This is a genomic window from Neotabrizicola paludis (assembly GCF_044142105.1).
In the GTDB taxonomy this organism is placed as follows: Bacteria; Pseudomonadota; Alphaproteobacteria; order Rhodobacterales; family Rhodobacteraceae; genus Pseudogemmobacter.
The window spans coordinates 1-24757 of sequence record NZ_JBGTYM010000005.1; the positions used below are offsets into that span (position 1 = coordinate 1).

Sequence of the window (24757 nt, forward strand, 5' to 3'; positions counted from 1 at the left end):
GGTCCATCATTCCGATCGCGGGTCCCAATACTGCTCGGTCGACTATCAGGCCCTGCTTCGCAAACGCGGCATCCTGATCTCAATGAGCGGGCGCGGGAACTGCTACGACGGTGCTGTCAGACGAATGCGAACCAGTCTCCGTTTCCCCTAGGCACAATGTGTCTCTCATTAGTAAGCGATTATGGCCACACCAGCTGAGACCTATCAAGCTGCTGAAGTAGCCCTTACTGATGGCGGCCCAACGCCTAAATAGCGTGGTCCAAATCGGCCATTCGAGCATACGCAGCGACAGGGCGCATTCCGCTCCTTGCGAAGTGTCGGTCGGAGTGGGCGTTGCAGCTCTTGCGAATGACCGATTTTCGAGGATTGCTGCGACCGCCACGCCGCGCTGCCGTCAGACGGCTTTCCGCCCTTAGCCGCCCTATCCCTAACCTTCCCCTCTTTGGGCCTTGTTCAGGAATGCCACGATCTTCTGCGACCGTGCCAGGTCCTCTTCGAGGAACTTGCGCATGCCCGGCTCTTCTTCGGTCAGGATGAGTTGCTGAAGCTCCTCGACCTCGGCCTCGAAGTCGGGCTTGCACGCCATCCAGGCGTCCCAGGTGGCCTTTTCCTCCTTTGTCGCCGGCCCGACGACGCGGGCGGTGCCGCGTTGCATGTCGATGCGGACATGATCGGGATGTGGCAGGGGATCGGGGAGATGGGTGATGCCGAGGACACGGCGCCGTTCCAGCTCGCGGTCCCATTCGATCTTGTAGGTCAAGGCGGTGTCCAACCATTCGTCGTTCAGGAGCTTGTTTGAGGTTTCGACGGCGGAAAGCAGTTCCGCGAAGAGGCGCTGCGACCGGTGCTGGCCCTTCACCGCGTTGACGGCAAGCGAACGCAGCACCGCCCGCGCGATCGGAACGCTGATATTGCGCGCGCCATCGCGTACGGTGATGCTGCGATAGGCTTCCTCCAGGATGATCCCCTTCATCCGTTCCTCGTTCAGCGCGGGCAGCTTGTTCTTCGAGCCTTTCGGGCGGCCGCGGGGATTGCCCGATTTCCCCTTGCGGAACTGCGTGGCCTCCGGCGGCTTGCCATAGCCGACCTCGTAGCCTCGCCGCGGCGCGAGCGGACCCTTGCCCTTGCCAGGCCCGGGCGCCGTCATTCCGCCGCCTCGCGCAGCGCCACCACATCCTGCGCCAGATCCTGCGACCGTGGCCAGCCGCAGAGGATCTGCTCGGCCTCGTCCTTGGCGATCGCCTCCCAGCGGGCAAGGATGCGGTCACAATAGATCGGATCCAGCTCGACCAGCCGCGCCCGGCGCCCGGTTTTGTCCGCCGCGATCAGCGTCGAACCCGAGCCCCCGAAGGCATCAAGGACGATCTCGCCCCGGCCGGAGACATCCTTCATCGCATCCGCAATCATCTGCACCGGCTTGACCGTCGGATGCAGCCGCAGCTCTTCCATCCGGCCCGCCCGCATCGTGTTGACCCCACGATATGTCCAGACATTGGTGCGGTAGCGCCCATGCTGGCCCAGCTCGAAGCTGTTCACATGCGGCGCCGTCCCCCTCTTGAAGGCAAAGATCAACTCGTGGCGGGACCGATAGAAGGTCCCCATCCCGCCATTGTCCTTGGCCCAGACGATCAGGTTCTTCAACTCGTCATAGACCTCATGGCCCGCGGCCAGCATCTCGCGCGTGTGGCGCCAGTCCATGCAGAGGAAGTGGATCGACCCGTCGCAGCTGTGCTCCGCCATGTTGCGCAGGGCGCGGGTCAGGAACCCGGTGAACTCCGCCTCGCTCATCTCACCCGAAGCCATGGCGAACTCGCGATGCTTCACCTTGCCCGATCCCCCGACATGCCCGTCGATCTTCACGTTGTAAGGCGGATCCGAGAACACCATCCGCGCCAGTTCGCCCTGCATCAGGTCCTCCAGCACGTGGGGATCAAGCGCATCCCCGCAGGCCAGCCGGTGCGGTCCGAGCTGCCACTGATCGCCAGGGCTCACCCGACGGGGCGCGAGGTCGGGCGTGACATCTTCCTCCGGATCCCCCGCCTCTTCGGGCACCAACCCCTCGACCAGGGCGTCGATCTCGGCGATCTCGAAGCCGATCACCCCGATGTCGAATCCGAGGTCGCCAAGGTCCTCGGTCGCCAGAAGCCCCTTCAGCTCTTCGGCCAGCATCTCCTCGTCCCAGCCCGCATTCAGCGCCAGCTTGTTGTCGGCGATGACGTAAGCCCGCTTCTGCGCCTGCGTCATGTGCTCGATGCGCAGACAGGGCACGGTCGGCATGCCGAGAAGCTTCGCCGCCTCAACCCGGCCATGGCCGGCCAGGATCGTGTTCGCCTGGTCGATCAGCACAGGGTTGGTGAAGCCGAAGGTCTCGATCGACTGCGCAATCTGGCGCAGCTGCTTCTTCGAATGGGTCCGCGCGTTGCGCGCCCAGGGGCGCAGGTCGCCCGGCGCGATTTGTTCGATGGTCGGTCTCATGCCGGAATCCTTTCTTCAAGGGCATGTCAGCCGACATCTCGGCCTCAATAGTAAGATATAGCTTACTCTGGCCTCGCGTTCAATCATGGCATATCCTGGCGGCAGTCACATCTTACGGAGCGCAGCCATGTCCCTCGCCGACCGCCTCTATGACCTGCGCAAGAATGCCAAGGTCTCGCTGCAGGCGGTAGCCGATGCCGTCGGCGTGTCGAAGGCGCATGTCTGGGAGCTGGAGAAGGAACGGTCGAAGAACCCCTCCTTCGAACTCGTGCAGAAGCTCGCGACCTATTATGGCGTCAGTGCAGAAGAACTGGCCGGCGCCGCATCTGTCCCCTCCCCGGAAGACCAGCGGATCAACCGCATCCACCGCGATCTGAAGGGTCTGTCGCCGCGGGATCTCGCGCTGGTCGAATCCATGGTGCGGTCGATGAAGCCCGGACCCGACGGCTCGGGCGAGGAATAGCGCCCTGCAGCTCGATCGGGTGGATCTTGCCGACATTGCCAATCCCCGTGCGCTTGCCCGGGCGGTGCACCGCCAGATCGGTCCGCTCTCCGGTCCGATCGCGGTCAAGGAGATCGCACTGGCGCTCGACATCGAAGAGGTGCGCGAGGAAGAGATGGATGGTTGCGAGGGCATGCTCCTGACCGATCGCCGCCGGACCCGCGGCAAGATCGCGGTCAACACGCGGCGCGGGCGACAGGCAGCCCGCTTCGGCATCGGCCATGAGCTTGGGCACTTCCTGATGGAACGCCACGAGCTGGGCCTGCATGGCGTCCTGCGCTGCAGCCTCGACGACATGCGCCAGGCGCGGTCCCTGAGGAAGCATCGCCAGCAGGAGGTCGAGGCGAACGAGTTTGCCATCGGTCTTCTTGCGCCCGACCATGCGCTGGAGCCGATGCTGGGCGCCGATCCGGAGATCGAGGCGGCGATGGAACTGGCCCGCAGTCTCGATCTCAGCCTCGAGGCATCGACGCGCTGTCTGGTCGAACGCCATGACGAACCCCTGGCGGCGATCTGGGCGAAGGATGGTATGATCCGCTATGTCATCCGCGGTCCGTCCTTCCCCTGGATCACCTGGTCTCGTGGTGACCGCATCCCGCCGCTGAGCCTGACCAGGCGGCATCTTGCCATATGCGGAACCGGGGTGAGCCGGATGGCCGAGGTCGCACCTGCCGCCTGGACCAAGCCCGATTTGCCCGAGCTCTTCGAGCAGGTCCGGATCGGCAGGGATGGCCACAGCCTGACCCTGCTCTGGGCAACGCTGCCCGAGGACAGTGACGGCGAAGAGTGATTCGTCGGAACCGGCTCTTCTTCCCAGAATAGACTGGACTTCAGCCGGCCCGCGAGCGTTGTTCCCTGCCGTGCCCGGCCGCGTCCGGGCTCTGCCCGGTACGGGGGTCGGCAAGATGCCAGGGCCCCAGGAACCAGGGAGAGCGCGATGACGAAGGCCCGCAAGACGATGAACAAGAGCGAACCGGAAGAGGGGATTGCGATCCGCGCGGCGGAAGTTCCATGCAGCCCCGTTGCCACGAGGGGGAAGATCCACAACGGCTCCCACGAGCCCGATCAAACAAAAGCACCGCGCCCTACCAAGTCCGCCCTCCTGCGCGCGATGCTGGCCGCACCCGGTGGCGCGTCCCTCCCCGCCCTGATGGCCGCGACCGGCTGGCAGGCCCATACCCTCCGCGCCGCCCTGACCGGCCTCAGGAAGGCAGGACATGATGTCACCCGGCACCGCGCCGGAGAGGCGACCGGCTATGCGATCGGGCCGGATGGTCCAGAAGGGGCCTGCACCGGCGTCACCGTGGGAGACACGGCTGAGGGCGAAGTTGACGCGGCCCTCGCCGCGACGCCGGTCAGGGCCTCCGCATGACCACGCTGGCCGATCTTGCGAGCCTTGGCCGGGCGGATCTCGCGCGGCTCTGGTCCGACCTCATCGGCGGCGACGTGCCCGCGAGCATGAGCCAGCCGATGCAGCGCCGCTTCCTCGCCTTTGAACTGCAGGCGCGCAGGTCTGGCGGCCTGCCGCCCGCGCTCCTCGCCCGGCTCGACCGCATCGCCGCGGGCGAGGCGCGCAAGGCCACGCCCCGGATGAAGCCCGGCGCCCGGCTTCTGCGCGCCTGGAACGGAACCACCCATGTCGTCGATGTCCTGCCCGATGGCTATCTCTGGAACGGCGCCCGGCACCGCTCGCTTTCCGCCATCGCCCGCGCCATCACCGGGGCGCGCTGGTCGGGACCGCGCTTCTTCGGGATCGTCGCCGCGGTCGACGAGAGCAGGGCACCGAAGTGCTCCAGGCGCAGCGGGTTGGATCGCGCGGCATGACCCAGAAGCCGGTGATCCGCTGTGCCATTTACACCCGCAAATCGACGGACGAGGGGCTCGATCAGGCGTTCAACTCGCTCGACGCGCAATACGAGGCCTGTGCCGCCTATGTCGCCAGCCAAAGGCACGAGGGATGGAAACTGGGACCAGAGCGCTTCGATGATGGCGGCCTTTCCGGCGGAACGCTCGACCGCCCAGCCCTGCAGCGCCTGCTGGCCGAGATCGATGCCGGCCGCGTCGGGATGGTGGTGGTCTACAAGATCGACCGTCTGACCCGGTCGCTCGTCGACTTCGGTCGGCTGGTCGAGCGGCTGGACGCCAAGGGCTGTTCCTTCGTCTCCGTCACCCAGGCCTTCAACACCGCGACCTCCATGGGACGCCTGACCCTCAACGTCCTTCTCTCCTTCGCCCAGTTCGAGCGCGAGGTCACCGCCGAACGCATCCACGACAAGATCGCCGCCTCGAAGAAGAAGGGCCTCTGGATGGGCGGCGCCCTGCCGCTTGGTTACGACCGCCACCCCGATCCGCAGCGCCGCGAGCTTGTCGTCAATCCGGTCGAGGCCGAGGTCGTGAAGGACCTCTTCCACCTCTATGCCGATCTCGGCAACCTGCGCCTCGTGGAACTCGAGGCCGAGCGACGCGGGCTTCGGCCCAAGAGACTGGTCTCCCGGACCGGTCGCCTCCGTGGCGGCGCGGCCTTTGCCCGCGGCCAGTTGCATCATCTCCTGACCAACCCGGTCTACATCGGACGCATCCGGCACAAGGATCAGACTTATCCCGGCCAGCATCCGGCGATCATCGACGCAGCCCTCTGGGAAGAGGTTCAGGCCAGGCTCATCGCTGCGTCCGCACGCCCGCGTGGGCGCGGCGAGGCACCCGCCGATCCGCGTGCGCTGACCGGCAAGCTACGCGATGAGACCGGGGATCTTCTGACCCCGACCCATACAATGCGCCATGGTCGACGGTTTGCCTATTACGTCTCGAACCGTCTGATCGCGGGGGGCAAGGATCCCACCGGCTGGCGACTGCCTGCCGACGCGCTGGAGACCACGCTCCGGCACCTCGTGGTCGCGCATCTCCGGCGCGCCGCCTCAGGCCATGCGCTGCTGGCGCAGCCCGAGGCGACGGGTGCGGCCGAGCTGATGCGGCGTGCGACTGACCTGGCCGATCGGTTGGAAAGCGATACAGCACGTCTTGGCAGCCTCATTGCGTCGGGATCCCTCGCGCAGGGCAGGCTGCAGCTTGAGCTTGATCCAGGCAAGATCGCTGCGGCGCTTGACGTGCCGGAGGCCTCCCTGTCGGACACCCTTCTGCGGGTCCGCTGCGCCTTCGCGCTCCGTCGTCGCGGCGTCGAGACCCGGATCATCGCGGGTGAGACCGCGCCCGCACGGGACGAGGTTCTGCAGCGCACGCTCGCCGAGGCCCATCTCTGGGCGCGGGCCTTGCGCCGGGGCACCTCCCTGACCGAGATCGCCCGCAAGACAGGGCGGTCCGAGCCCTATATCCGCACCCGCATCCCTCTGGCTTTCCTCGCGCCGAAACTGCAGGCCGCGATCCTCGACGGGCGGCAGCCGCCACACGTCTCGGTAGCGCAGTTCATCCGTGAGGATATACCCCTGGACTGGACCGAACAGGCCCGGTTCTTCGAAATCCCCTGACGCAGGAAAGCCGTCCGGAAGATCGCTGGGTGAGACCGGCGCAGGTCGTCCGCGCCTCAGAACCCAAAAACCCAGGCTTCCCTGTTCTTCCCAATTCCTTCCCTGTTCTGTTAATTTATATTCCCTGCTCCGCTGATTTAAGTTCCCTGTTCCTGTCGAGCAGGGAATTTGCCCGCAACCCACGGAAATTTCGCGATTTTTCCGAGGCCGAAATCTCAGGATCGGCCCGGAAAATCGGATAATCCCTGTTAATTCCCTGTTCTTGCATCGACCCCAAACCGAACCGGGCGCGCCGCCTGCGGAGACGCGGGGCCAAATTGCAGGGAAGATCAGGGAGGTGGAGCGTCTCCGTCCAAGAACAGCACGCCTAACCCCCGGAAACACGCGGGTATATCGGCGGAAACCGAAAAATCGTGCGATATCAATATGTTATGGCGGACAGTGAGGGATTCGAACCCTCGAGACGGTTCCCCGCCTACACACTTTCCAGGCGTGCGCCTTCGACCACTCGGCCAACTGTCCGTCGCGCGGTCTTATACCGGGGTGGGTGGCGGCGGCAAGGGGGGGCGCGCGCAAGAAACCCCGCTTGTCAGCGCGCCATGCAGCGCCGGGTCGGACGTTTGGCCGCTCTGGCCCGACAGGGCAGCGCGGCCCAAGATGCGGGTCTTCCGGCCGCGTCCGGCCAAGGGCGACGGCCCCCGCGCGGCCCTGGATACCGGGGCGGGGGATCGCCTCGCGTCAGTCTGCCAGAGAGAGCGTCACCCGACGGTTCTGGCGGCCCTTGTTCTCGATCCTGTCGATCGTGACCTGGCCGATCTCGCCGGTCCGCGCGACATGGGTGCCGCCGCAGGGTTGCAGATCCACCTGCCCCGCCCCCGCGCCGATCCGCACCAGCCGCACCCTGCCCTGCCCCATCGGCGGGCGCACCGACAGCGTCTTGACCAGCCCGGGATTGGCCAGCAGCTCCTCATCGCTGATCCAGCTTTCGCTCACTTTCAGATCGGCCTCGATCAGCCCGTTCAGCCGCCGCTCCAGCGCCGGCACATCCGCCGGCGCCTCCGGCATGTCGAAATCCAGCCGCCCGCGTTCGGCCCCGATCTGGCCGCCGGTGACCGGCAGCGGGATCACCACCGACAGAAGATGCAGCGCGGTATGGATGCGCATGTGGCGATGGCGGCGCTCCCAGTCGATGACCTGGAGCAGGCCCGTGCCCACGGCGGGCAGCGCCAGCGGTTCGGCCGGAACCAGCACCACCGCGCCCCCCGCCCCCTTCACCGCCGTCGCGATCGGCATGCGACCACCATTCCAGACCAGCCAGCCGCTGTCGCCGGGCTGGCCGCCGCCGGTCGGGTAAAAGACGCTGCGGTCAACCTCGATGCCGCCCTCCGGCGTGTGGCCGGTGACCGTGCAGTCGCAATCCTGAAGATAGGCATCGGCGCGGAACAGAAGCTCGGTCATCGCTGATCCCCGTCTGCATCCTCTTCCGCCTCGGGCAGCCCCTCCTCATATTCCTCTGGCGCGCCCCGGCGCGGATCGACCGGCGGCACGGCGTTCGGCGGCGGCATCCCGCCATGGTGAAATACCGCAGCCGCGCCCCCCGAAAGCGCCAGCCCCGCCAGCGCCCGACCGATCTCATCGGCATTGCGCAGGGTGATTTCCGACTGGGCGAAGGGGATCTCGATCCCTTCTTCTTCGAACCGTTTGACGATGGCGTGGTTGATGTCGGTCTTCACCGTCAACGAGAAGTTCACGTCGCGCAGGATCACCCTGATCTCGAAATTCATCGCATCGGCGCCGAAGCCCTGGAAGACGATATTGGGCGGCGGGTTCAGCACCACCAGCGGCTGCGCCTCGGCAATCTCGCGCAGCACCCGCTCGACCTTGCGCGTATCCGTGCCAAAGGCCACGCCGACCGGCACGATCAGCCGTCCGGCCAGACCGAAACGCGTCCAGTTCTTGACCTGTTGGCTGACCAGATCGCCATTGGGCACGATCACCATGGTGCGGTCGAAGGTCTGCACCTTGGTCGAGCGCACCGAGATCGACTTAACGATGCCCTGCACGCCGCCGACCTCGATCCAGTCGCCTTCCGACACCGGCCGCTCGATCAACAGGATGATACCCGAGACGAAATTCTGCACGATATTCTGAAGGCCGAAACCGATGCCAACCGACAGGGCACCGGCGACTATGGCCAGACCCGACAGGTCGATCCCGGTCGCATTGATCGCGATCAGCGCGGCGATGAAGATGCCGACATAGCCCGTGCCCGAGACGATGGCGGTCTGTCCGCCGCGATCCAGCTTCGTCCGCGGCAGGATCGAGTTCTTCAGCGCCCCCTGGAACAGCCGCGTGACCAGGAATCCCGCCAGAAAGATCAGCACGAACAGCAGGAAGACCGTGGGCGAGATCCGCGTATCGCCCATCTGAAAGCCTTCGCGGAACCGCGTCCACAGCTCGGTCAGGTCGCTGAACCGCGCGCCCCAGACCAGCGCAAGGATCGGCAGGGCCAGAAGTGTCAGTGCAAAGCCGACCAGCACCGGCACCAGCCCGTCGCCCTCGGCCCGCTCCTCGCCGGGCGTCACCATAGACCACAGATCTGACACCAGCCGCTGCAAGACCAGAACGACCGTCACCAGACCCAGCGTCAGGATGGCCGGAAAGATCAACGCGCGGCCCGCCGCGACATAGCCCGCCGCCGCCAGCAAGGGCCCGACGATGCCCACGACCGCAAGGCCCCGCGCCAAAAGGCCCAACAGCGTCAGCGTATAATTCGTCTCGCCCGCGCCGGTCACGCCCCTGCGCAGCACCCTCCCCGTGCGCCAAAGCAAGAGCCCGCCCGCCACCAGAACCGGAAAGGTCGCCGTCGCCGTCACCGCATCGGAATAGCTTTGCGCATCCATCGCGACGCTGCGCAGCATGTCGGCCGCCAGAACCAGCCCCAGCATCGTCGCCAGAAACCGCCCTTCGGCGCGGCGCTCATCGGCCATCGGCAGAACGGCATGCTCGCCCTGCACACGCGGAAAGGCCCGGCCGCCCAGCCAGGCCGCCAGAAACACCGCAAGGCCCATCACCGGCAGCGCCATGGCCACGCGGGTGCTGATCATTCCCAGCAAATGGCTGGAGATCAGCGCACCCGCCAGCGCCACCATACCCAGCGTTGGCACCGCCACCTGACCCAGCGAGGCGACAAGCGACAGAACCCGCCGCCGCGCCTCGGAGCCGCCGGCCTGCAAGCGGTCGACGAAACGCTCGATGAAGGCGCGGGCATAGATCGCCAGCGCCACCCAGACGACCAGAAGCAGAAGGATCAGCGGCAGGTTGTCGAAAAAGGCCGCACGCTGCTCGCGGTCGGTCCAGCCCGAACTGGTCTCATCCCAAAGCTGCAACAGCGTATCCGAGATGCCGACCGCCGCCTCGGGCCAGTTCTGCGGGTTCACCGGCGCGGGCCAAAGCTGCAACAGCTGGTCCGCCTGCCGGTCGCGCAGCATCCCGTCGATCTCGCGGATCAGCCCGTCGGCGCGGCGATAGGCTTCTTCGGCGGCGATGCCCGGTGCCTGAAGCTTGACCATCTGATCGGCCAGCTCGCTGCGCCGATCCGCGATTTCCGGCGCTTCGGTCTCGCCCTCGGCCGGTGCGGGGCCTAGCGCCGCAACCTGTTCCTTCACCGTCGCGATGCGCGAGGAATTGGCGGTCTGCGCGGTCAAAAGCGCGGCACGCCATTGCGCAAGCTGGCCGCGCAGCTCTTCCAGCCGCTCGTCAGAGATATTGGCATTGCCGATCTCTGCCTCGGCCGCCTCGGCCGTGGCGCGCCAATCGGCATAATCGACCGCGGTCTGGGTGTCGGCCGCAGCGTCCTGCGCGAAAGCCCGCTCCGGTGCCGCCGCAAGGCCCAGCGTCAAAACCAGCGCCAGAACCGGGATCAGCCCGTGCAGCAATGCCCGCAATTTTGCCGCCGCCACCGGCCTCACGCCTCCTCGTAGACCGAAGGCAGCGCCCGCGGCGCGCGGTCCAGCCAGTCGGGCACGGGCAGGCCCTTTTCCTTCAGGAAGGCCGGGTTCCAGACCTTCGACTGGTAGCGGCTGCCATAGTCACACAGGATGGTCACGATCGTATGGCCCGGCCCCATTTCCTTGGCCATGCGCACCGCCCCCGCGATGTTGATCGCGGTCGAGCCGCCCATGCACAGCCCCTCGTCACGGGCGAGGTCGAAGACATAGGGCAGCGCCTCGGCATCCGAGATCCGCCAGCTGAAATCCGGGGTAAAGCCTTCCAGATTCGCGGTGATCCGACCCTGGCCGATGCCCTCGGTGATCGAGTTGCCCGGGCTTTCGAACACACCCTTGGTGTAATAGGCGTGCAATGCCGCGCCTTCGGGATCGGCCAAGCCGATCTTCACGCCCTTGGGCTGCAAGGCAAGCCCCACCCCCGCCAACGTCCCCCCGCTGCCCACGGCGCAGACGAAGCCATCGACCTTGCCGTCAAGCTGGGTCCAGATTTCCGGCCCGGTCGTCTCGATATGCGACTGACGATTGGCGACATTGTCGAACTGGTTGGCCCAGATCGCGCCATTCGGCTCGGTCCGCGCCAGCGCCTCGGCCAGACGACCCGAATAGCGCACGTAATTGTTGGGATTCTTGTAAGGTGCCGCCGGCACCTGCACCAGCTCGGCCCCGGCCAGGCGGATCATGTCCTTCTTTTCCTGGCTCTGGGTTTCCGGGATCACGATGACGGTCTTGAACCCCATCGACGCGCCCACCAGCGCCAGCCCGATCCCGGTATTGCCCGCCGTGCCCTCGACGATGGTGCCGCCCGGGCGCAGCTGGCCCTTGGCGATCGCGTCGCGGATGATGAACAGCGCGGCGCGGTCCTTGACCGACTGGCCGGGATTCATGAATTCGCATTTGCCCAGGATGGTGCAGCCGGTCATCTCGCTGACGCGGCGCAGCTTCAGAAGCGGCGTATTGCCGATTGCGGCGGCCAGATCTTCCTGAATATGCATCTCGGGGCTTCCTTCGTTACTCTGCCTCAGGTGTAGGCAAGCGGCCCGGCAAACTCAAGCCGCCGCAGGCGGTGCGGCAAGGGCTGGCTACAGGTTGTGAACCACATGGCGCGCAGCTTGACAGCGCCAAGATAGATCGGACCGGGCGGAGCGGATCTTTCCTCCGGCAAGACGCTGCTACCGCACCACCAGCGCGACAATGCCATTGCCCTCGCCATCGCGCCTTGTCTCAAGCCCAAAGCCCAGATCGGTGAAATAGACCCATCGCCGCGAAAAGCCCTCGCCCGCCCCGGCGAAGACCGCCTCGACCGGCACAACACGATATTTGCACCCGGAGAGTTTCACCACCCGCTCGGGCAGGAAGGAATAGCTGACCCGCAGCGCCCGGATGCCCTTGTGCACCGCATCCTTTTCGCTTTGCTCCACCGATCCGAACCCTGGAAGCCGACCGGTCTCGCCCGCGCCCCGGCGCCCTTCGCGCAGGGATCCGGCCCAGCCGCCACCGGCCTGCGGCTCTTTCGGGCGCGGATCGAACTTCCAGGAAATCACGGTTTCGCCGTCCCGGCCGTTCCGCGTGGTCCGCGTCTCGTAGACGCCCCACAACGACCGGCGGCTGTCGCGCGACACCGCCGAGGCGGAATCGTAATCCACCAGAACCACACCGCGATCCTTGCCCGCACGCACGGTGCCCAGCCGTCCGTCCTGCCGCTTGAAGGTGATGCCCGCGCGCAGGTCAGCGGCCTCGACGCACCGGGCCGCGGCCATCGCAGGGGCCAGAAGCACCAGCGACAGCGCAAGGGCGCTCAGGGATTTCGACAGGGTCAGACGCATCACCGGGAACCTCCGCTCAGGGGCGTTTGGTCCATTCTTGCACGGATCGCCCCTGCCGCGCCACGCCGCCGCACGACAAGGTGAGGCTTTCCGCCCAAGAAAACCAGAACCGGAAGGGACGAAGCTTCCCCATTGAGAACACCAAAGAAAAAGGGGCGCCCCATGCAGCGGCGCCCCTTTCAAACCTATGCTGAATGATCTCAGCCCTTGGCGGCGACCATCAGACCCTCGTCCCTGATGACCTTCAGCCCCTCGTCGAGCGATTTCTTCGCCCGTTCGATCAGCACGTCGATCTCCGAGGGCGTGATCACCAGCGGCGGCGAGATGATCATACGGTCGCCGACATGGCGCATGATCAGGTCATTCGCAAAGCAGCGTTCGCGGATCTTGTAGCCGACCTTGCCCTCTTCGCTGGCGAATTTGGCCCGCTTGGCCTTGTCGGGGGTCAGCGCGATGCTGCCCATCAGGCCGACAAGCTTGGCCTCGCCCACGAGCGGATGATCCGCCAGCGCCGCCCAGCGTTCGGCCAGATAGGGGTTCGCGACGTCGCGCACATGTTCGACCACGCCTTCATCCTGCATGATCCGCAGGTTTTCCAGCGCAACCGCCGCCGCGACCGGATGGCCGCTATAGGTATAGCCGTGGAAGAACTCGCCACCCGAGCCGACAACCTCGGCCACCTCGTCGCAGACGATCGAACCGCCGATCGGCTGATAGCCCGAGGACAGGCCCTTGGCGATGGTCATGATATGCGGCTTGATGCCAAAGGTCTGGCTGCCGAACCAGTTGCCGGTGCGGCCAAAGCCGGTGATGACCTCATCGGCGATCAAGAGGATACCGTACTTGTCGCAGATGCGCTGGATTTCCGGCCAATAAGTCGCGGGCGGAATGATCACGCCGCCGGCGCCCTGCACCGGCTCGCCGATGAAGGCCGCCACCTTGTCGGCACCCAGCTCCTCGATCTTGGCTTCCAGCTCGCGTGCGCGCATCAGCCCGAATTCCTCGGGCGTCATGTCGCCGCCCTCGGCCCACCAATGCGGCTGGCCGATATGGGCGATGCCGTCGATCATGCCGCCATGGGCATGGATCGGCTTCATGCCACCAAGGCTGCCGCCGCCCATGGTCGAGCCGTGATAGCCGTTCCAGCGGGCGATGATCACGCGCTTTTCGGGCTGGCCCTTGACCTGCCAGTAGCGGCGGACCAGGCGGATATTGGTGTCATTCGCCTCGGATCCCGAACCCGCGAAGAAAACGTGGTTCAGATCGCCGGGCGCAAGTTCCGCCAGCTTCGCCGCCAGCGCGATGGCCGGAACATGGGTCGTCTGGAAGAAGGTGTTGTAATAAGGCAGTTCCTCGATCTGCCGCGCCGCGACCTGGCCCAGTTCCTTGCGGCCATAGCCGATGTTCACGCACCACAGGCCCGCCATGCCGTCCAGGATGCGATGACCCTCGCTGTCGGTCAGCCAGACGCCCTCGCCGCGCAGGATGACCCGCGCGCCCTTCTTGGCCAGTTCAGCCTTGTCGGTGAACGGATGAAAGTGATGCGCCGCATCCAGCCGCTGCAATTCGGCCGTGGGCAGGTTGTTGGTGATCATGTTCATGGCCAGACCTCATTGGCAGGAATCGGCGGCGACTGCGCCGTCTGACCACAGGATAGATCGGCACGGTCCCGGCTTCAAGGAATTTGATCAAATTATGCGACAACGCGGTGGCACCATGCGCAAAGGGCAGAAAGGTCAGGCCCCGCTGAAAGCCGCCCCGGAGCCTGGGTCAGACCTCGGCCAGCGCCTGGCGCACCTGATCGACGCCCTGCTGGATGTCGCGCGCGACGGCCTGGGCCAGCGCGGTCGCATCGCCCGCGCGCATCGCTGCCAGCGCCTCGTGATGCTGGTCGGGCAGGCCCGCCTTGCCGTAGCGCGCGATCACCACCCGCAAGGACGGCCCGGCCCGCAGCCAGAGCGACCGGGCTATGTCCAGAAGCACGGGCGCCTGCGAGGCCTCGTAAAGCGTGAAATGGAAGGCGTGATTGGCCTGAAGGTAATCGGGAATGTTGCCGGCCTTGATTGCCGCATCCACCCGGTCATCCGCCGCGGTCAGCCGCGCGATCAGTGCCGGCGTCAGCCGCGCCGCCGCCATCTCGGCCAGTTTCGGCTCGATGGTCAGCCGGGCAAAGGCCACTTCATCCAGCATTCCCGCTGTCATCTGCGGCACCGCCACGCGGCGATTGTCCTGCAGCAAAAGCGCGCCCTCGGCGATCAGGCGCCGCAGCGCCTCGCGCACCGGCGTCATGCCCGCGCCCAGTTCTTGGATCAGTCCCTGAATCGTCACCGGCTGGCCCGGAGCGAGATGGCCGTAAAGCACCATGTCGCGCAACCGCGCATAGGTCAGCTCATGGGTCGGGATCTTGCGGCTGTCTGCGTCCATGGCCCTCTTGCCCTGTCGAGAGGCCCTTTATGACGCCCCTGCCCGCACATGCAAGAGTTGATCAAATTCCGGCCTCGCGGCGAAGCCTCTCCCGCGCGCCATCCAGCCACAGAAGCGAGAGGAGCAGTGGCGCACAGGTGAATTCCCCGGCCCGGGCGCGGGCCATCGCCTCGGCAAAGGGCAGAAGATGGCCGCGAATATCCTCGGCCTCGCCCGGCACGCCATGCACGCCTGCCGCATCATCGGGCAGATCGCAAAACCCGATATATGAGTAGATGTATTCGCTGAAAGCCCCGGTCGTCGGGTAATATTCGGCGGCCTTGATCAGTCGCCCGACGGAAAGCCCCGCCTCTTCCAGCGCCTCGCGCCGCGCGGCGTCTTCCGGTGTCTCGCCGGGGTCGATCCGCCCGGCCACCGCCTCGATCTGCCAGGGATTCGCCTCGCCCCGCACCAGGGGCGCCACCCGCATCTGCTCGACCAGAAGCACCCGGTCGCGCACCGGATCCCAGGGCAGAAGCGTGATCGCGTCGCAGCCGACAAAGACCTCGCGGCGGACCTGCGGGCTCATCGCACCGTCAAAGCGGCGGAAGCGCAGCTCCAGCTCCTCGACGGCGAAAAACCCGGCATGGCGGATGCGGCGCGGCTCCTCCGCCACCGTCCCCGCGCCCAGCCGCAGCCCTGTCGGCGCCCCCTCGGCCAGCGCCCTCAGACGCGAGGCCGCGCGCACCAGCATCGGTCCGCGCCGCGCCAGCAGCCGCTCGGCCGGAACCTGCCCCATGGCGGCCAGGATATCCTCGGCCAAAGCGCGCTCCAGCGCGGCGCTTTCCGCCGCAAGCTCGCCCGTCGCCGCCTGCCAGAAAGCCAGCCGTGCCGGATCGGCACCCAGAAGCCGCGCCAGCGCGGGATCGTCCAGCCGTGCATCCATGCTCAACGCCAGCGCCGCCTGGCATATTCGGACAGCGCCCCGCCCAGCAGCCCCCCCAGGATCAGCACACCCAGAACCCCCACCGTCAGCATGGCGCGGGCCTGCTCCATCATCAGCTTGAATATATCCAGCACCGCCGCCATCGGGCTGCCGCCATAGGCATTGGTGGTGATCGACTTGCGCACCATCAGATAGGTGCAGAACAGCAGAAGCGCGAAAAAGGCCAGCGTCACCGAAGTGCGCAGCCCCGAGCCCATCGCCTCGCCATAGCCCTGCCCCACCAGATTGCCCATCACGCGCCAGCCGATCACCAGCCCCATCAGCGCCGTCAACTCGCGGAAGGGTCCGACCGCGGCATTCTCGCCCAGCGAAGGCACATGCGCGTTGGCGGCCAGCCAGCCCACGGCGGCAAAGCACAGGGCGGCGACAAGCTTGGCGGCTGTTGGCATGGCTCTCCCTCGATCTGCCGCCCCTTCAGCCGGGGCGTGTCAACGTGATCTGCGTCACGTCGCAGTTTCCGCCGTGAAAAGCCCCCGCGCAAGAGGTCAGGTAAAGATCCCACATCCGCCGGAAGCGTTCGTCAAAGCCCAGATCGCGCACCTCGTCCCAGCGCGCAAGGAAGGTCTCGCGCCAGCGGCGCAGGGTCTGGCTGTAGCTTTCGCCGAATTCGACGCTGCCCGCGACCCGCAGGCCCGCCCTCCGCCCCTGTTCCTGCAAGGCCGACATCGTGGGCAGCATCCCACCCGGAAAGATGTATTTCTGGATGAAATCGACCTGCCGCCGATACAGCGCCCAGCGGTGTTCGGCCACGGTGATCACCTGCAACACGGCCTGCCGCCCGGGCTTCAGCCGCCCGGCCAGCGCCTGAAAATAGGTCGGCCAATAGCGCTGCCCCACCGCCTCGAACATCTCGATCGAGGCGACGCCGTCATAGGTGCCGCGCTCGTCGCGATAATCGCGCAGCACGATCTCGACACGGTCCTCCAGCCCCGCCTTGCGGATTCGGGCGCGGGCGAAGTCGGCCTGGGCTTTCGAGATGGTCAGCCCCGTCACCTTCAGGCCCCGTCGCGCCGCGGCAAATTCGGCAAAGCCGCCCCAGCCGCAGCCGATCTCCAGCAGGTGGTCGCCCGGCCGCGCGCCCATCCGGTCGATCACGCTGGCATATTTCGCCTCTTGCGCCCGTTCCAGGCTTACCTGCCCGCTGGCGAAAAGCGCGCTGGAATAGGTCATGCTGTCATCCAGCCAGAGCCGGTAGAAATCATTGCCCAGATCGTAATGCGCCGCGATGTTGCGCCGCGCCTGACGGTGGGTGTTCGATTGCAGCCAGAAGCGCAGCCGCTCCAGCCCGCGCACAAGGCCCATGGCCGGGAAGCCGTCATTCACCGGATCATTGTCGGGCAACTGGATCAGGTCCATCAGGGCTTGCAGGTCGGGCGTATCCCAGTCGCCATCCAGATAGGCCTCGCAAAAGCCCAGCTCGCCCTCGCGCAAAAGCCGTGCGAAAAGGTCGGGGCTGATCACCCGGATCTCGGCCCTTGGTCCCGGCCCCGCCCCGGTGGCGCGAAACCGTCGGCCATCCTGAAGCGTGAAATCCAGCGTGCCCCGCCCCAGCCGCCCCGCCACCTCGAAGACCCGCCCGAAATAGCGCGGCAAGTCGCGATTTCCCGTTGTGCTGGTCAGGATGTCCATCCGTGCCTCCCCCCAAAAGGCCCAAACGAATTAACCTTTCCCCGGAATCCGCCGCCGCTCAAGCTTTTCCTTGCCGAAGCGCCGCCAGCGCCCTTTCGCGCCCCTCGGCCAGTGCAATCAACGGTCGGGCTGGCGCATCCTTGGGCGACAGGTGCCAAGACCGGGGCACGGCGTCGAAATAGGCCAGCGCATCGGCACCCGGATCGCGCTGGCCCTCGGCCAGCCAGCGGCGGCGATACAGGCCCGACGGGTCGAATTTCTCGGCCTGGGTCTCGGGGTTGAAGATGCGGAAATAGGGTGCGGCATCGGGGCCGGACCCCGCAACCCATTGCCAGCCCATCGCATTCGCCGCCGGGTCCCAATCGGTCAGGCACTCGGCGAACCAGTCGAGTCCGACTTTCCAATGGGTCAGCAGATGCTTGGTCAGATAGGAAGCCACGATCATGCGGGCGCGGTTGTGCATGCGGCCCGTCACGAACATTTCGCGCATCGCGGCATCGACCAGCGCCTGCCCGGTGCGGCCCCGCCGCCAGGCCTCGGCATCGTCATTGTCGTCGCGCCAGGGAAAGCCATCCCACTCTGCGCGCCAATTTGCCCGGTCCATCTGCGGGAAATGGTACAGCAGGTGCCAGGAAAATTCGCGCCAGGCCAGTTCCGACAGGAATTTCTCGGCCCCCGCACGGCCCTCGTCCCGGGCGCGCAGGGCCGCGTGCCAGACCCGGCGGATGCCGATTTCGCCATAGGTCAGGTTCTCCGACAGGCCCGAGCAGGCGTCGCAGTCAAGGCGGTCGCGCATCCCGGCATACGCCTCGACCGGACCGTCCAGAAAGGCCTCCAGCCGGTCGCGCGCCGCATCGCCGCCCACGGTCTGGCGCGGCCAGACCACCGCGCCGCCCCGCCGCATCGCGCGCGCCATATCCCAATCTTCCAGGCGGTCCCCCCTGGGCACAGGGCCATGGGCGCGCAGCGTCTTGACCGGCGGCAAGGCCGCATCGGGTTCGCGGCGGCGCAGCGCGTTCCAATAGGGTGTGAAGACCTTGTAGGGCCCGCCCTGCCCGGTCTCCAGCTCCCAAGGCTCGGCCAGCAGGTGTCCGGCAAAGCTGCGCGGCTCGACGCCCGCCGCCCGGAGCGCCGACTTCACGGCGGTGTCGCGCTCGCGCGACGGCCCATCGTAGAGCCGCGACCACCAGACACCCTTGGCCCCGGTTTCGGCAACCAGCGCCTGAAGCGCGGGCAAGGCTGCCCCGCGGCGCAGGACAAGCGTCAGCCCTGCCCCTTGCAGCGCCTTGGCGAAGGAACCGACCGCAAGGCCAAGCCGCCCCTTCGCCGCCGCCCCGATCGCCTCGGTCTCGGAATCCAGCAGGAAGACCGCAACCAGGGGCCGCCCCGTCGCTGCGGCTTCGAGCAGCATCGGCTGGTCGTCCAGCCGCAGATCGCGGCGGAACCACAGGATCAGGGGCGCATCCTTGGCTTGGTCAGGCACGGCAGGAACTCCGGTCAGAGGCGGGACAGAGGTTAACAAAGGGTGAATACGTACAGGTCAAGCCTTTGGATTTCCTCATCCCGCCCCTTTGTCCCACCGTGGGACAGTCAGAGCACCCGGTCCAGCGCCGCGATCAGCCGCGTCACCTCTTCAGGACTGGTATAATGGACCGCCGACAGGCGCAGTACGCCCTTTTCCAAGTCGATCCCCATCGCCGCCAAAGGGCGCACCGCATAGAAATCCCCCGCCCAGCAGGCGATCCCTTCACGGCCCAGCGCCTCGGACACGGGTTCCGCCACCCGGCCCAGATCGACCGCGACCGTGGGCGCCCGGCGGGCCGCGTCACGCGGGCCGATCAGCCGCAGGTCATTGCGCCCGCCCAGATAGTCCAGGAGCGGCTGAATCGTGGCCACTTCCTGCGCCCGCATCAGATCATGGACGCCCCGGTTCCGCGCCGCCGCATCGCCGCCAATGCCATGATGGACCGCCAGCGCATCGACATAATCCGCCATGCCCGCACAGGCCGCCACCTGCGCATGGTCCGGCCCTGCCGGCGTATGACGCTTGTACAGCGTGCCGTGGTTGAAATGGTGCCCCTGCCCCGGCAACTCGAAACCGAATTCCTTGCGGATCACCATGATGCCCTGATGCGGCCCATAGGTCTTGTAGGCCGAGAACAGATAGACATCCGCCCCCAGCGCCGGCATGTCGGGGAAACCATGCGGGGCATAGCTGACCCCATCCACCACCGTCCGCGCCCCCGCGGCCTTGGCCACGGCGCAGATCGCCGCCACGTCATTGATCTCGGCCACCACGTTCGAGCAATGGGGGAAGCACACCAGCCGCACCTTGCCATCGGCCAGCAGCGTCGCCAGCGCGGCCGGGTCCAGCGAGCCGGTCGCCGGGTCAAGCTTCCACTCCCGCACCTCGATCCCTTCGTCAGCCAGCCGCCGCCAGACGCCGGAATTCGCCTCATGATCCTGGTTCGTCACCACGATCGCCGCATCCTGCCCGCGCAGCCACTGCCGCACCGCCTGGGCCAGCACATAGGTGTTCGCGCTGGTCGAAGGGCCAAAGGACACTTCTTCCCGCGCCACGCCCATCATGGCCGCCAGCCGGTCGCGCGCCTCGTCCATCTCGGCGCCGCCCGCCTGCGCCCCCGGATAGGGCCCATAGGGCTGCACCTTGCGGTCGGTGTAATAGCGGTGCAGCCGCTCGACCACCTGCGCGCAAGGATAGCTGCCGCCCGCATTCTCGAAGAAGGCATGGGTCGACAGCACCGGCGAGGCAAAGGCCGGGAACTGGGAACGGACAAAAGAAAGGTCGAGTGCCATCTGCGGCTCCTGCATCTAGGGCCACGGAGCGGGAATGCCTGCGCAGGCGGGTCATCCCGGTCCGCGGCAGGTCTTCCAGCCAGACCCGGCGTTGTCTCCCGCCGGGCCAGAACCGGGCGCCGCCCGGCATCGCGAACAGGTCTAGCAACCGCCCAGCCGCAGCGCAAGCCACGCCGGATCAGAGCAAGGGTCAACCCCCTGCGCTCCGCCTCGCCCCGCCGCAAGAACAGGCGCGGGCGCGCGCTCGGGCGCCGCCTTGGTCATATTCCGCGGGCAAGCGCCGCTGCGCCTCTTGTCTGCCGCGCACCGAACGCACAATGTCAATACAGGCTTGAGGCAGGAATGCACCTGTCCTAGCGTCTCAACCACGCAGATCGCCGTCTTGGGGAAATCCGGCAGGTCTGATGCCAACAAGGAGAGAGTATGTCCCGTCACGCCACATTCCTGGCTTGCGCTGCCACCGCGCTTGCCCTCGCCACCACGGCCCGCGCCGCCGACCCCGAACTGACCATCCTTGACTGGGCTGGTTGGGAAATCGACGGGATGCTGCAACCCTATGTCGACAAATATGGCCAGAAGCCGTCCTACGTCTTCTTCGCCGATGACGACGAGGCGTTCCAGAAGGTCTCGTCCGGCTTCAAGGCCGATGTCGTCCACCCCTGCGCCGCCTCGGTGCCGCGCTACAAGGATGCCGGGCTGATCGAGCCCTGGGATGTCGCGAAGATCCCGGAATTCAAGAACATCCCCGAGCGGATGACCAAGAACTTCACCGATTCCGACGGTGTCTGGTTCATCCCGACCGATTATGCCTATACGGCGATCGCCTATAACACCGAGACGGTCCCCGCCGAAGACGTGGCCTCGCTGTCGGTCTTCACCAATGAGAAATATGCCGGCCGCATCTCGATGCCCGACAATACCGACGATGTCTGGTCGCTGGCCTTCCTCGCCACTGGCGTGACCTCCTGGGATAACATCACCGACGAACAGTTCCAGGCCGCTGCCGACTGGCTGCGCAAGGTACACCCGAATGTCCGCGCCTATTGGTCGGACCCGTCGGAACTGTCGCAGCTCATGGCCTCGGGCGAAGTGCAGGTGGCCTGGTCGTGGAATGACCCGGTCGCGATCCTGATGGGCGAGAATTTCCCCGTCGGCTTCAACCGCGCCCCGGCCGAAGGGGCGGCGACCTGGTTCTGCGGCATGGTGAACATGAAGGACGGGCCTGGCAAGGAAGACAAGGCTTATGACTTCATCAACTCGCTGCTGGCCCCGACTTCGGCCCAGCCGCTGCTGGATGCGATCGGCTATTCCCTGTCGAACGATGCCGCCATGGCCACGATCGACCCCGCCGCGCTGAAGGCCGCCTATGTCGATCCGGTCACCACGACGCTTTTCGCCCAGACCCCGCCCACGGCGGAACTGCGCGAGAAGATGATCGAGGAATTCGAGCTGATCAAATCGGGCTTCTGATCGCCCCATTCTGGCTGCAACGCCCGGGCCTTGTCCCGGGCGTTTGCTGTTGCGCCACCCAAGCATCGCCGTGCGCGGAAGCGCCCTTTGCCCCACCTGGCCTGACAGGTGGCGCTTCAGATCACGCTGCGGATCGCGAAGCTGGAATTGATCCGGCTGACGCCCGGAAGGCGGGACAGGATTTCCTTATGGACCCGCTCGTAATCGCCGGCGCCTTCGGTTTCCAGCCGCAGCAGGTAATCCTCCTCGCCGGTCATCAGGTAGCATTCGCGCACTTCGGGATGCTTGCGCACTTCGGCTTCGAAGGCGTTCAGAACATCTTCGGTCTGCCGCTCAAGGCTGATGCGCACGATCACCACATGCGCCCGCTCTGACGCCGCCCCCGCGATCAGCGCGGTATATCCCCGGATCACCCCCGAGGCTTCCAGCATCTGTATCCGGCGCAGACAGGCCGAGGGCGACAGCCCCGCCTCGGCAGCCAGCGCGACATTGGTGATCCGCGCGTTGCGCCGCAATGCGCGAATCAACGCGCGGTCGATACGATCCAGTTCCGGCATATTCTTGCGTCTGACCCTCGTTAATTGCGCATACGCATGTCAGAAGAAATATAATTGCACGGATCGGCAGGACATTCGATGGATTTTACACGATGTTCACGCAGAAAGGCGGGCGGAAGGCGCACGCCGAACGAGGTATCCTTCAGATGAAAGTCATCGTGCTTGGCAGCGGCGTTCTGGGCACCGTTTCAGCCTGGTATCTGGCGCAGGCGGGCCATGAGGTCACGGTGATCGACCGCCAGACCGGCCCCGCGCTGGAGACGAGCTTCGCCAATGCGGGCGAGGTCTCTTTCGGCTATTGCAGCCCCTGGGCCGCGCCGGGCATTCCGAAAAAGGCGGTCAAATGGCTGCTGATGAAGCACGCGCCCCTGATCCTGCGCCCCAAGGTCGATGCGGCGATGCTGTCCTGGCTTGTCGCCATGCTGCGCAACTGCACCTCGGCCCGCTATGCTCTGAACAAAAGCCGGATGCTGCGCCTGGCCGATTATTCGCGCACCGCGCTGGCCGAATTGCGCGCCGCCACCGGCATTGCCTATGACGAGCGGATGAAGGGCACGCTGCAACTGTTCCGCACCGAGGCCCAGCTTGAGGCGTCGGCCAAGGACGTCAGGGCGCTCAACGCCGATGGCATCCCCTGCGAGGTGCTGGACCCGGCGGGCTGCATCGCCCAGGAACCGGCGCTGGCCCAGGCCCGCGACAAGATCGTGGGCGGGTTGCTGACGCCGCTCGACGAGACCGGCGATTGTTTCAAGTTCACCAACGCGTTGGCCGATCTGGCGGTGGCCAAGGGCGTGACCTTCCGCTGGGGCGAGACGATCCGCCGCATCCTGACCGAAGGCGGCCGCGCCATCGGGGTCGAGACCGACCGCGGCCAGACCCGGGCCGATGCGGTGGTGATGTGTCTGGGCAGCTATTCGCCGCAGATGCTCGCGCCCCTGGGCATCCGCCTGCCGGTCTACCCGGTCAAGGGCTATTCGCTGACCATCCCGATCACCGATGCCTCCCGCGCCCCGGAATCGACCGTGATGGACGAGACCTACAAGATCGCCATCACCCGGCTGGGCGACCGCATCCGCGTGGGCGGCATGGCCGAGATTTCGGGCTACAACAACCGCCTTGAACCCGCCCGCCGCCGCACGCTGGAACATTCGGTGACGGATCTTTTCCCCGGCGGCGACACGTCGAAGGCGACGTTCTGGAGCGGGCTGCGCCCCATGACGCCCGATGGCACCCCGGTCATCGGCCCGACCCCGGTGCAGGGCCTGTTCCTCAATACCGGCCATGGCACGCTGGGCTGGACCATGTCCTCGGGCTCGGGCCGGCTGATCGCCGATCTGGTCTCGGGCCGCGCGCCCGAAATCGACGCCAAGGATCTGGCGCTGTCCCGCTACTGACGCCGCAGCGCCCCTGCCGCCCTCTGCGGCCTGCCGCAACGGGCTTGCGGCCCGTAGGTCCGCCCCCTATATTCCACCCTGTTCGGGGCAACTCGGACTATGGCGATAAACGCACCTGTAATAATCGGCTCGGACCCGGGGGCGGTACCCGGCGGCTCCACCAGACTTTCCCGTTCATTGCGGGCGTGTGGGGCCGAAATAGGATCGACGAACGACCAAAGAGGCCAGCTTTCGCTCGGTGAGGTACCACCGTTATCGGTCCAAGATCACAGTTGCCAATGACAACCGTGCTCCGGTGGCGCTGGCTGCGTAAGCAGCTCGCAATACCAAACTCAAGTCCCTGCGCTTAGCCGCGTAGGGCGGGGCCTGCAGGAGCCTGGCAACAGAATCCTGCGCTTCCCCAAGATCCTGCCCCAAGGCTCCTGCAAAACGCCCTGTCTCAGGAGCCTGGCAACAGAATCCTGTGCTTTCCTTCCCTGCCATTTTCTTTGCGTAACGCCGCGCCGCGCCCCATGCTTGACACCATGTTGCGTACGCTCGCCCTTGGCCTTTGCCTGACCGCCAGAGCCGCAGGGGCCTGCGAGACGGCGCTCGTGCTGTCGATCGATGTCTCTGGCTCGATCGACGCCGGCGACTACCGCCTTCAGGCCGAGGGGCTGGCCGCCGCGCTGACCGATCCGGCCGTGGCCGATGCTCTGGTCGAGGGGCAGGTGGCGCTGGCCGTGGTGCATTGGTCCGGCACCGACCAGCAGGCCCTTGTTCTGCCCTGGCAGCGGATGCTGACCCAAGGCGCAGTCCGCCGCTTTGCCGAGGCCGCCGCCCGCACGCCTCGCGCCTTCGAAGGCTCGGACACGGCGGTGGGTCAGGGCCTGCGCTTCGCCCTGGCGCAATTCCCCGAGGTTGCTGATTGCGACCGCCTTGTCGTCGACATTTCCGGCGACGGGCAGGAGAATGCCGGCTTCACCGATGCCCGCGCCCGGTCCGAGGCCCGCGCGATGGGCGTCGCCGTCAATGCCATCGCCATCGAGGAACCCGGCCCCGCCAGCCCGATCACCCGCTACTACCTGTCCTGGGTCGTCACGCCGGGCGGGTTTGTCGTCACCGCCCGGGGCTTGCAGGATTATGCCGCCAGCCTGCGGCTGAAACTCTTGCGCGAACTGTCCAAGCCCATCGGCTGACCCCTGTCCCA

Annotated in this window: 22 protein-coding genes, 1 tRNA gene, 1 other RNA gene and 1 pseudogene; 10 read left to right on the plus strand and 15 right to left on the minus strand. The window is 66.4% G+C overall.

Features of this window, described 5'->3' with window-relative positions:
• Positions 1-118, plus strand: a pseudogene (locus ACED67_RS12035) (DDE-type integrase/transposase/recombinase); the annotation flags it as partial.
• 309 nt (positions 119-427) lie between these two features.
• Here ACED67_RS12035 and ACED67_RS12040 read toward each other — a convergent pair.
• Both ACED67_RS12040 and ACED67_RS12045 read right to left on the minus strand, forming a co-directional pair.
• Positions 428-1147, minus strand: a complete 720-nt coding sequence (locus ACED67_RS12040) for a DUF5681 domain-containing protein (RefSeq protein WP_395541880.1) — start codon at positions 1145-1147, stop codon at positions 428-430.
• Positions 1144-2475, minus strand: coding sequence for a site-specific DNA-methyltransferase (locus tag ACED67_RS12045; RefSeq protein WP_395541882.1), 1332 nt, complete (start codon positions 2473-2475; stop codon positions 1144-1146). The genes ACED67_RS12040 and ACED67_RS12045 overlap by 4 nt, the downstream gene beginning before the upstream one ends.
• 127 nt (positions 2476-2602) lie before the next feature.
• On the opposite strand from ACED67_RS12045, the gene ACED67_RS12050 reads away from it, so the two are divergent.
• From ACED67_RS12050 to ACED67_RS12070, 5 genes are all read left to right on the plus strand, one after another.
• On the plus strand, positions 2603-2938 hold the full coding sequence (locus ACED67_RS12050) for a helix-turn-helix domain-containing protein (protein WP_395541883.1): 336 nt from the start codon (positions 2603-2605) through the stop codon (positions 2936-2938).
• 19 nt (positions 2939-2957) lie between these two features.
• Entirely contained in the window at positions 2958-3767 is an 810-nt protein-coding gene (locus ACED67_RS12055) for an ImmA/IrrE family metallo-endopeptidase (RefSeq protein ID WP_395541885.1), read from the plus strand.
• A 147-nt stretch (positions 3768-3914) separates the two neighbouring features.
• Positions 3915-4349 (plus strand): DUF3489 domain-containing protein, encoded by a 435-nt coding sequence (locus ACED67_RS12060; protein WP_395541887.1) that lies wholly within the window; start codon positions 3915-3917, stop codon positions 4347-4349.
• Entirely contained in the window at positions 4346-4801 is a 456-nt protein-coding gene (locus tag ACED67_RS12065; protein ID WP_395541889.1) for a DUF2924 domain-containing protein, read from the plus strand. The genes ACED67_RS12060 and ACED67_RS12065 overlap by 4 nt, the downstream gene beginning before the upstream one ends.
• Complete coding sequence (locus tag ACED67_RS12070; RefSeq protein ID WP_395541891.1) at positions 4798-6459, plus strand: recombinase family protein; 1662 nt, start codon at positions 4798-4800, stop codon at positions 6457-6459. The genes ACED67_RS12065 and ACED67_RS12070 overlap by 4 nt, the downstream gene beginning before the upstream one ends.
• A 432-nt stretch (positions 6460-6891) precedes the next feature.
• Here ACED67_RS12070 and ACED67_RS12075 read toward each other — a convergent pair.
• From ACED67_RS12075 to ACED67_RS12130, 12 genes are all read right to left on the minus strand, one after another.
• Positions 6892-6981, minus strand: a tRNA-Ser gene (locus tag ACED67_RS12075).
• A gap of 216 nt (positions 6982-7197) precedes the next feature.
• A complete protein-coding gene (locus ACED67_RS12080; protein WP_395541892.1) occupies positions 7198-7917 on the minus strand; it encodes an alanyl-tRNA editing protein in 720 nt (239 codons plus the stop codon).
• Positions 7914-10421, minus strand: a complete 2508-nt coding sequence (locus ACED67_RS12085; protein ID WP_395541893.1) for a DUF3772 domain-containing protein — start codon at positions 10419-10421, stop codon at positions 7914-7916. Before ACED67_RS12085 ends, ACED67_RS12080 begins: the two co-directional genes overlap by 4 nt.
• A gap of 5 nt (positions 10422-10426) precedes the next feature.
• The gene (locus ACED67_RS12090; RefSeq protein ID WP_395541895.1) at positions 10427-11461 is read right to left on the minus strand and encodes a cysteine synthase A; all 1035 of its coding nucleotides are present in this window, start codon (positions 11459-11461) and stop codon (positions 10427-10429) included.
• A gap of 177 nt (positions 11462-11638) precedes the next feature.
• The gene (locus ACED67_RS12095) at positions 11639-12295 is read right to left on the minus strand and encodes a hypothetical protein (RefSeq protein ID WP_395541896.1); all 657 of its coding nucleotides are present in this window, start codon (positions 12293-12295) and stop codon (positions 11639-11641) included.
• A 197-nt stretch (positions 12296-12492) separates the two neighbouring features.
• Positions 12493-13893, minus strand: a complete 1401-nt coding sequence (locus ACED67_RS12100; RefSeq protein WP_395541898.1) for an aspartate aminotransferase family protein — start codon at positions 13891-13893, stop codon at positions 12493-12495.
• Between the two features lie 169 nt (positions 13894-14062).
• Positions 14063-14716: a GntR family transcriptional regulator gene (locus ACED67_RS12105; protein WP_395541899.1), complete on the minus strand. Its 654-nt coding sequence runs from the start codon at positions 14714-14716 to the stop codon at positions 14063-14065.
• 61 nt (positions 14717-14777) lie between these two features.
• Positions 14778-15641 carry an NUDIX domain-containing protein gene (locus ACED67_RS12110; protein WP_395541900.1) on the minus strand — a complete coding sequence of 288 codons (864 nt, stop codon included), beginning with the start codon at positions 15639-15641 and terminating at the stop codon, positions 14778-14780.
• 2 nt (positions 15642-15643) lie between these two features.
• Positions 15644-16090 (minus strand): TrgA family protein, encoded by a 447-nt coding sequence (locus tag ACED67_RS12115; RefSeq protein ID WP_395541902.1) that lies wholly within the window; start codon positions 16088-16090, stop codon positions 15644-15646.
• A gap of 25 nt (positions 16091-16115) precedes the next feature.
• Positions 16116-17330: a class I SAM-dependent methyltransferase gene (locus tag ACED67_RS12120; protein ID WP_395541904.1), complete on the minus strand. Its 1215-nt coding sequence runs from the start codon at positions 17328-17330 to the stop codon at positions 16116-16118.
• A gap of 58 nt (positions 17331-17388) precedes the next feature.
• A complete protein-coding gene (locus tag ACED67_RS12125) occupies positions 17389-18813 on the minus strand; it encodes a cryptochrome/photolyase family protein (RefSeq protein ID WP_395541905.1) in 1425 nt (474 codons plus the stop codon).
• A 107-nt stretch (positions 18814-18920) separates the two neighbouring features.
• Positions 18921-20147 carry an aminotransferase class V-fold PLP-dependent enzyme gene (locus ACED67_RS12130; protein WP_395541906.1) on the minus strand — a complete coding sequence of 409 codons (1227 nt, stop codon included), beginning with the start codon at positions 20145-20147 and terminating at the stop codon, positions 18921-18923.
• Positions 20148-20570: 423 nt separating this feature from the next.
• On the opposite strand from ACED67_RS12130, the gene ACED67_RS12135 reads away from it, so the two are divergent.
• On the plus strand, positions 20571-21617 hold the full coding sequence (locus tag ACED67_RS12135) for an ABC transporter substrate-binding protein (RefSeq protein ID WP_395541907.1): 1047 nt from the start codon (positions 20571-20573) through the stop codon (positions 21615-21617).
• Between the two features lie 116 nt (positions 21618-21733).
• On the opposite strand, the gene ACED67_RS12140 is transcribed toward ACED67_RS12135, so the two are convergent.
• On the minus strand, positions 21734-22174 hold the full coding sequence (locus tag ACED67_RS12140) for an Lrp/AsnC family transcriptional regulator (protein ID WP_395541909.1): 441 nt from the start codon (positions 22172-22174) through the stop codon (positions 21734-21736).
• A 146-nt stretch (positions 22175-22320) separates the two neighbouring features.
• Between ACED67_RS12140 and ACED67_RS12145 the strand changes: the two genes are divergently transcribed.
• The 3 genes from ACED67_RS12145 (at position 22321) to ACED67_RS12155 (ending at position 24746) form a co-directional block, all read left to right on the plus strand.
• Positions 22321-23568: a D-amino acid dehydrogenase gene (locus ACED67_RS12145; protein WP_395541910.1), complete on the plus strand. Its 1248-nt coding sequence runs from the start codon at positions 22321-22323 to the stop codon at positions 23566-23568.
• A gap of 40 nt (positions 23569-23608) precedes the next feature.
• Positions 23609-23965, plus strand: a transfer-messenger RNA (tmRNA) gene (ssrA, locus tag ACED67_RS12150).
• Between the two features lie 127 nt (positions 23966-24092).
• Positions 24093-24746, plus strand: coding sequence for a DUF1194 domain-containing protein (locus tag ACED67_RS12155; RefSeq protein WP_395541911.1), 654 nt, complete (start codon positions 24093-24095; stop codon positions 24744-24746).
• Positions 24747-24757: the final 11 nt, after the last annotated feature.

Coding starts and splice junctions, on each gene's coding strand:
- ACED67_RS12080 (WP_395541892.1), bottom strand. CDS start 7,917: ATGACCGAGCTTCTGTTCCGCGCCGATGCCTATCTTCAGGATTGCGAC.
- ACED67_RS12130 (WP_395541906.1), bottom strand. CDS start 20,147: ATGGCACTCGACCTTTCTTTTGTCCGTTCCCAGTTCCCGGCCTTTGCC.
- ACED67_RS12090 (WP_395541895.1), bottom strand. CDS start 11,461: ATGCATATTCAGGAAGATCTGGCCGCCGCAATCGGCAATACGCCGCTT.
- ACED67_RS12140 (WP_395541909.1), bottom strand. CDS start 22,174: ATGCCGGAACTGGATCGTATCGACCGCGCGTTGATTCGCGCATTGCGG.
- ACED67_RS12100 (WP_395541898.1), bottom strand. CDS start 13,893: ATGAACATGATCACCAACAACCTGCCCACGGCCGAATTGCAGCGGCTG.
- ACED67_RS12135 (WP_395541907.1), top strand. CDS start 20,571: ATGTCCCGTCACGCCACATTCCTGGCTTGCGCTGCCACCGCGCTTGCC.
- ACED67_RS12040 (WP_395541880.1), bottom strand. CDS start 1,147: ATGACGGCGCCCGGGCCTGGCAAGGGCAAGGGTCCGCTCGCGCCGCGG.
- ACED67_RS12065 (WP_395541889.1), top strand. CDS start 4,346: ATGACCACGCTGGCCGATCTTGCGAGCCTTGGCCGGGCGGATCTCGCG.
- ACED67_RS12045 (WP_395541882.1), bottom strand. CDS start 2,475: ATGAGACCGACCATCGAACAAATCGCGCCGGGCGACCTGCGCCCCTGG.
- ACED67_RS12110 (WP_395541900.1), bottom strand. CDS start 15,641: ATGGATGCACGGCTGGACGATCCCGCGCTGGCGCGGCTTCTGGGTGCC.
- ACED67_RS12070 (WP_395541891.1), top strand. CDS start 4,798: ATGACCCAGAAGCCGGTGATCCGCTGTGCCATTTACACCCGCAAATCG.
- ACED67_RS12105 (WP_395541899.1), bottom strand. CDS start 14,716: ATGGACGCAGACAGCCGCAAGATCCCGACCCATGAGCTGACCTATGCG.
- ACED67_RS12155 (WP_395541911.1), top strand. CDS start 24,093: ATGTTGCGTACGCTCGCCCTTGGCCTTTGCCTGACCGCCAGAGCCGCA.
- ACED67_RS12145 (WP_395541910.1), top strand. CDS start 22,321: ATGAAAGTCATCGTGCTTGGCAGCGGCGTTCTGGGCACCGTTTCAGCC.
- ACED67_RS12060 (WP_395541887.1), top strand. CDS start 3,915: ATGACGAAGGCCCGCAAGACGATGAACAAGAGCGAACCGGAAGAGGGG.
- ACED67_RS12050 (WP_395541883.1), top strand. CDS start 2,603: ATGTCCCTCGCCGACCGCCTCTATGACCTGCGCAAGAATGCCAAGGTC.
- ACED67_RS12115 (WP_395541902.1), bottom strand. CDS start 16,090: ATGCCAACAGCCGCCAAGCTTGTCGCCGCCCTGTGCTTTGCCGCCGTG.
- ACED67_RS12120 (WP_395541904.1), bottom strand. CDS start 17,330: ATGGACATCCTGACCAGCACAACGGGAAATCGCGACTTGCCGCGCTAT.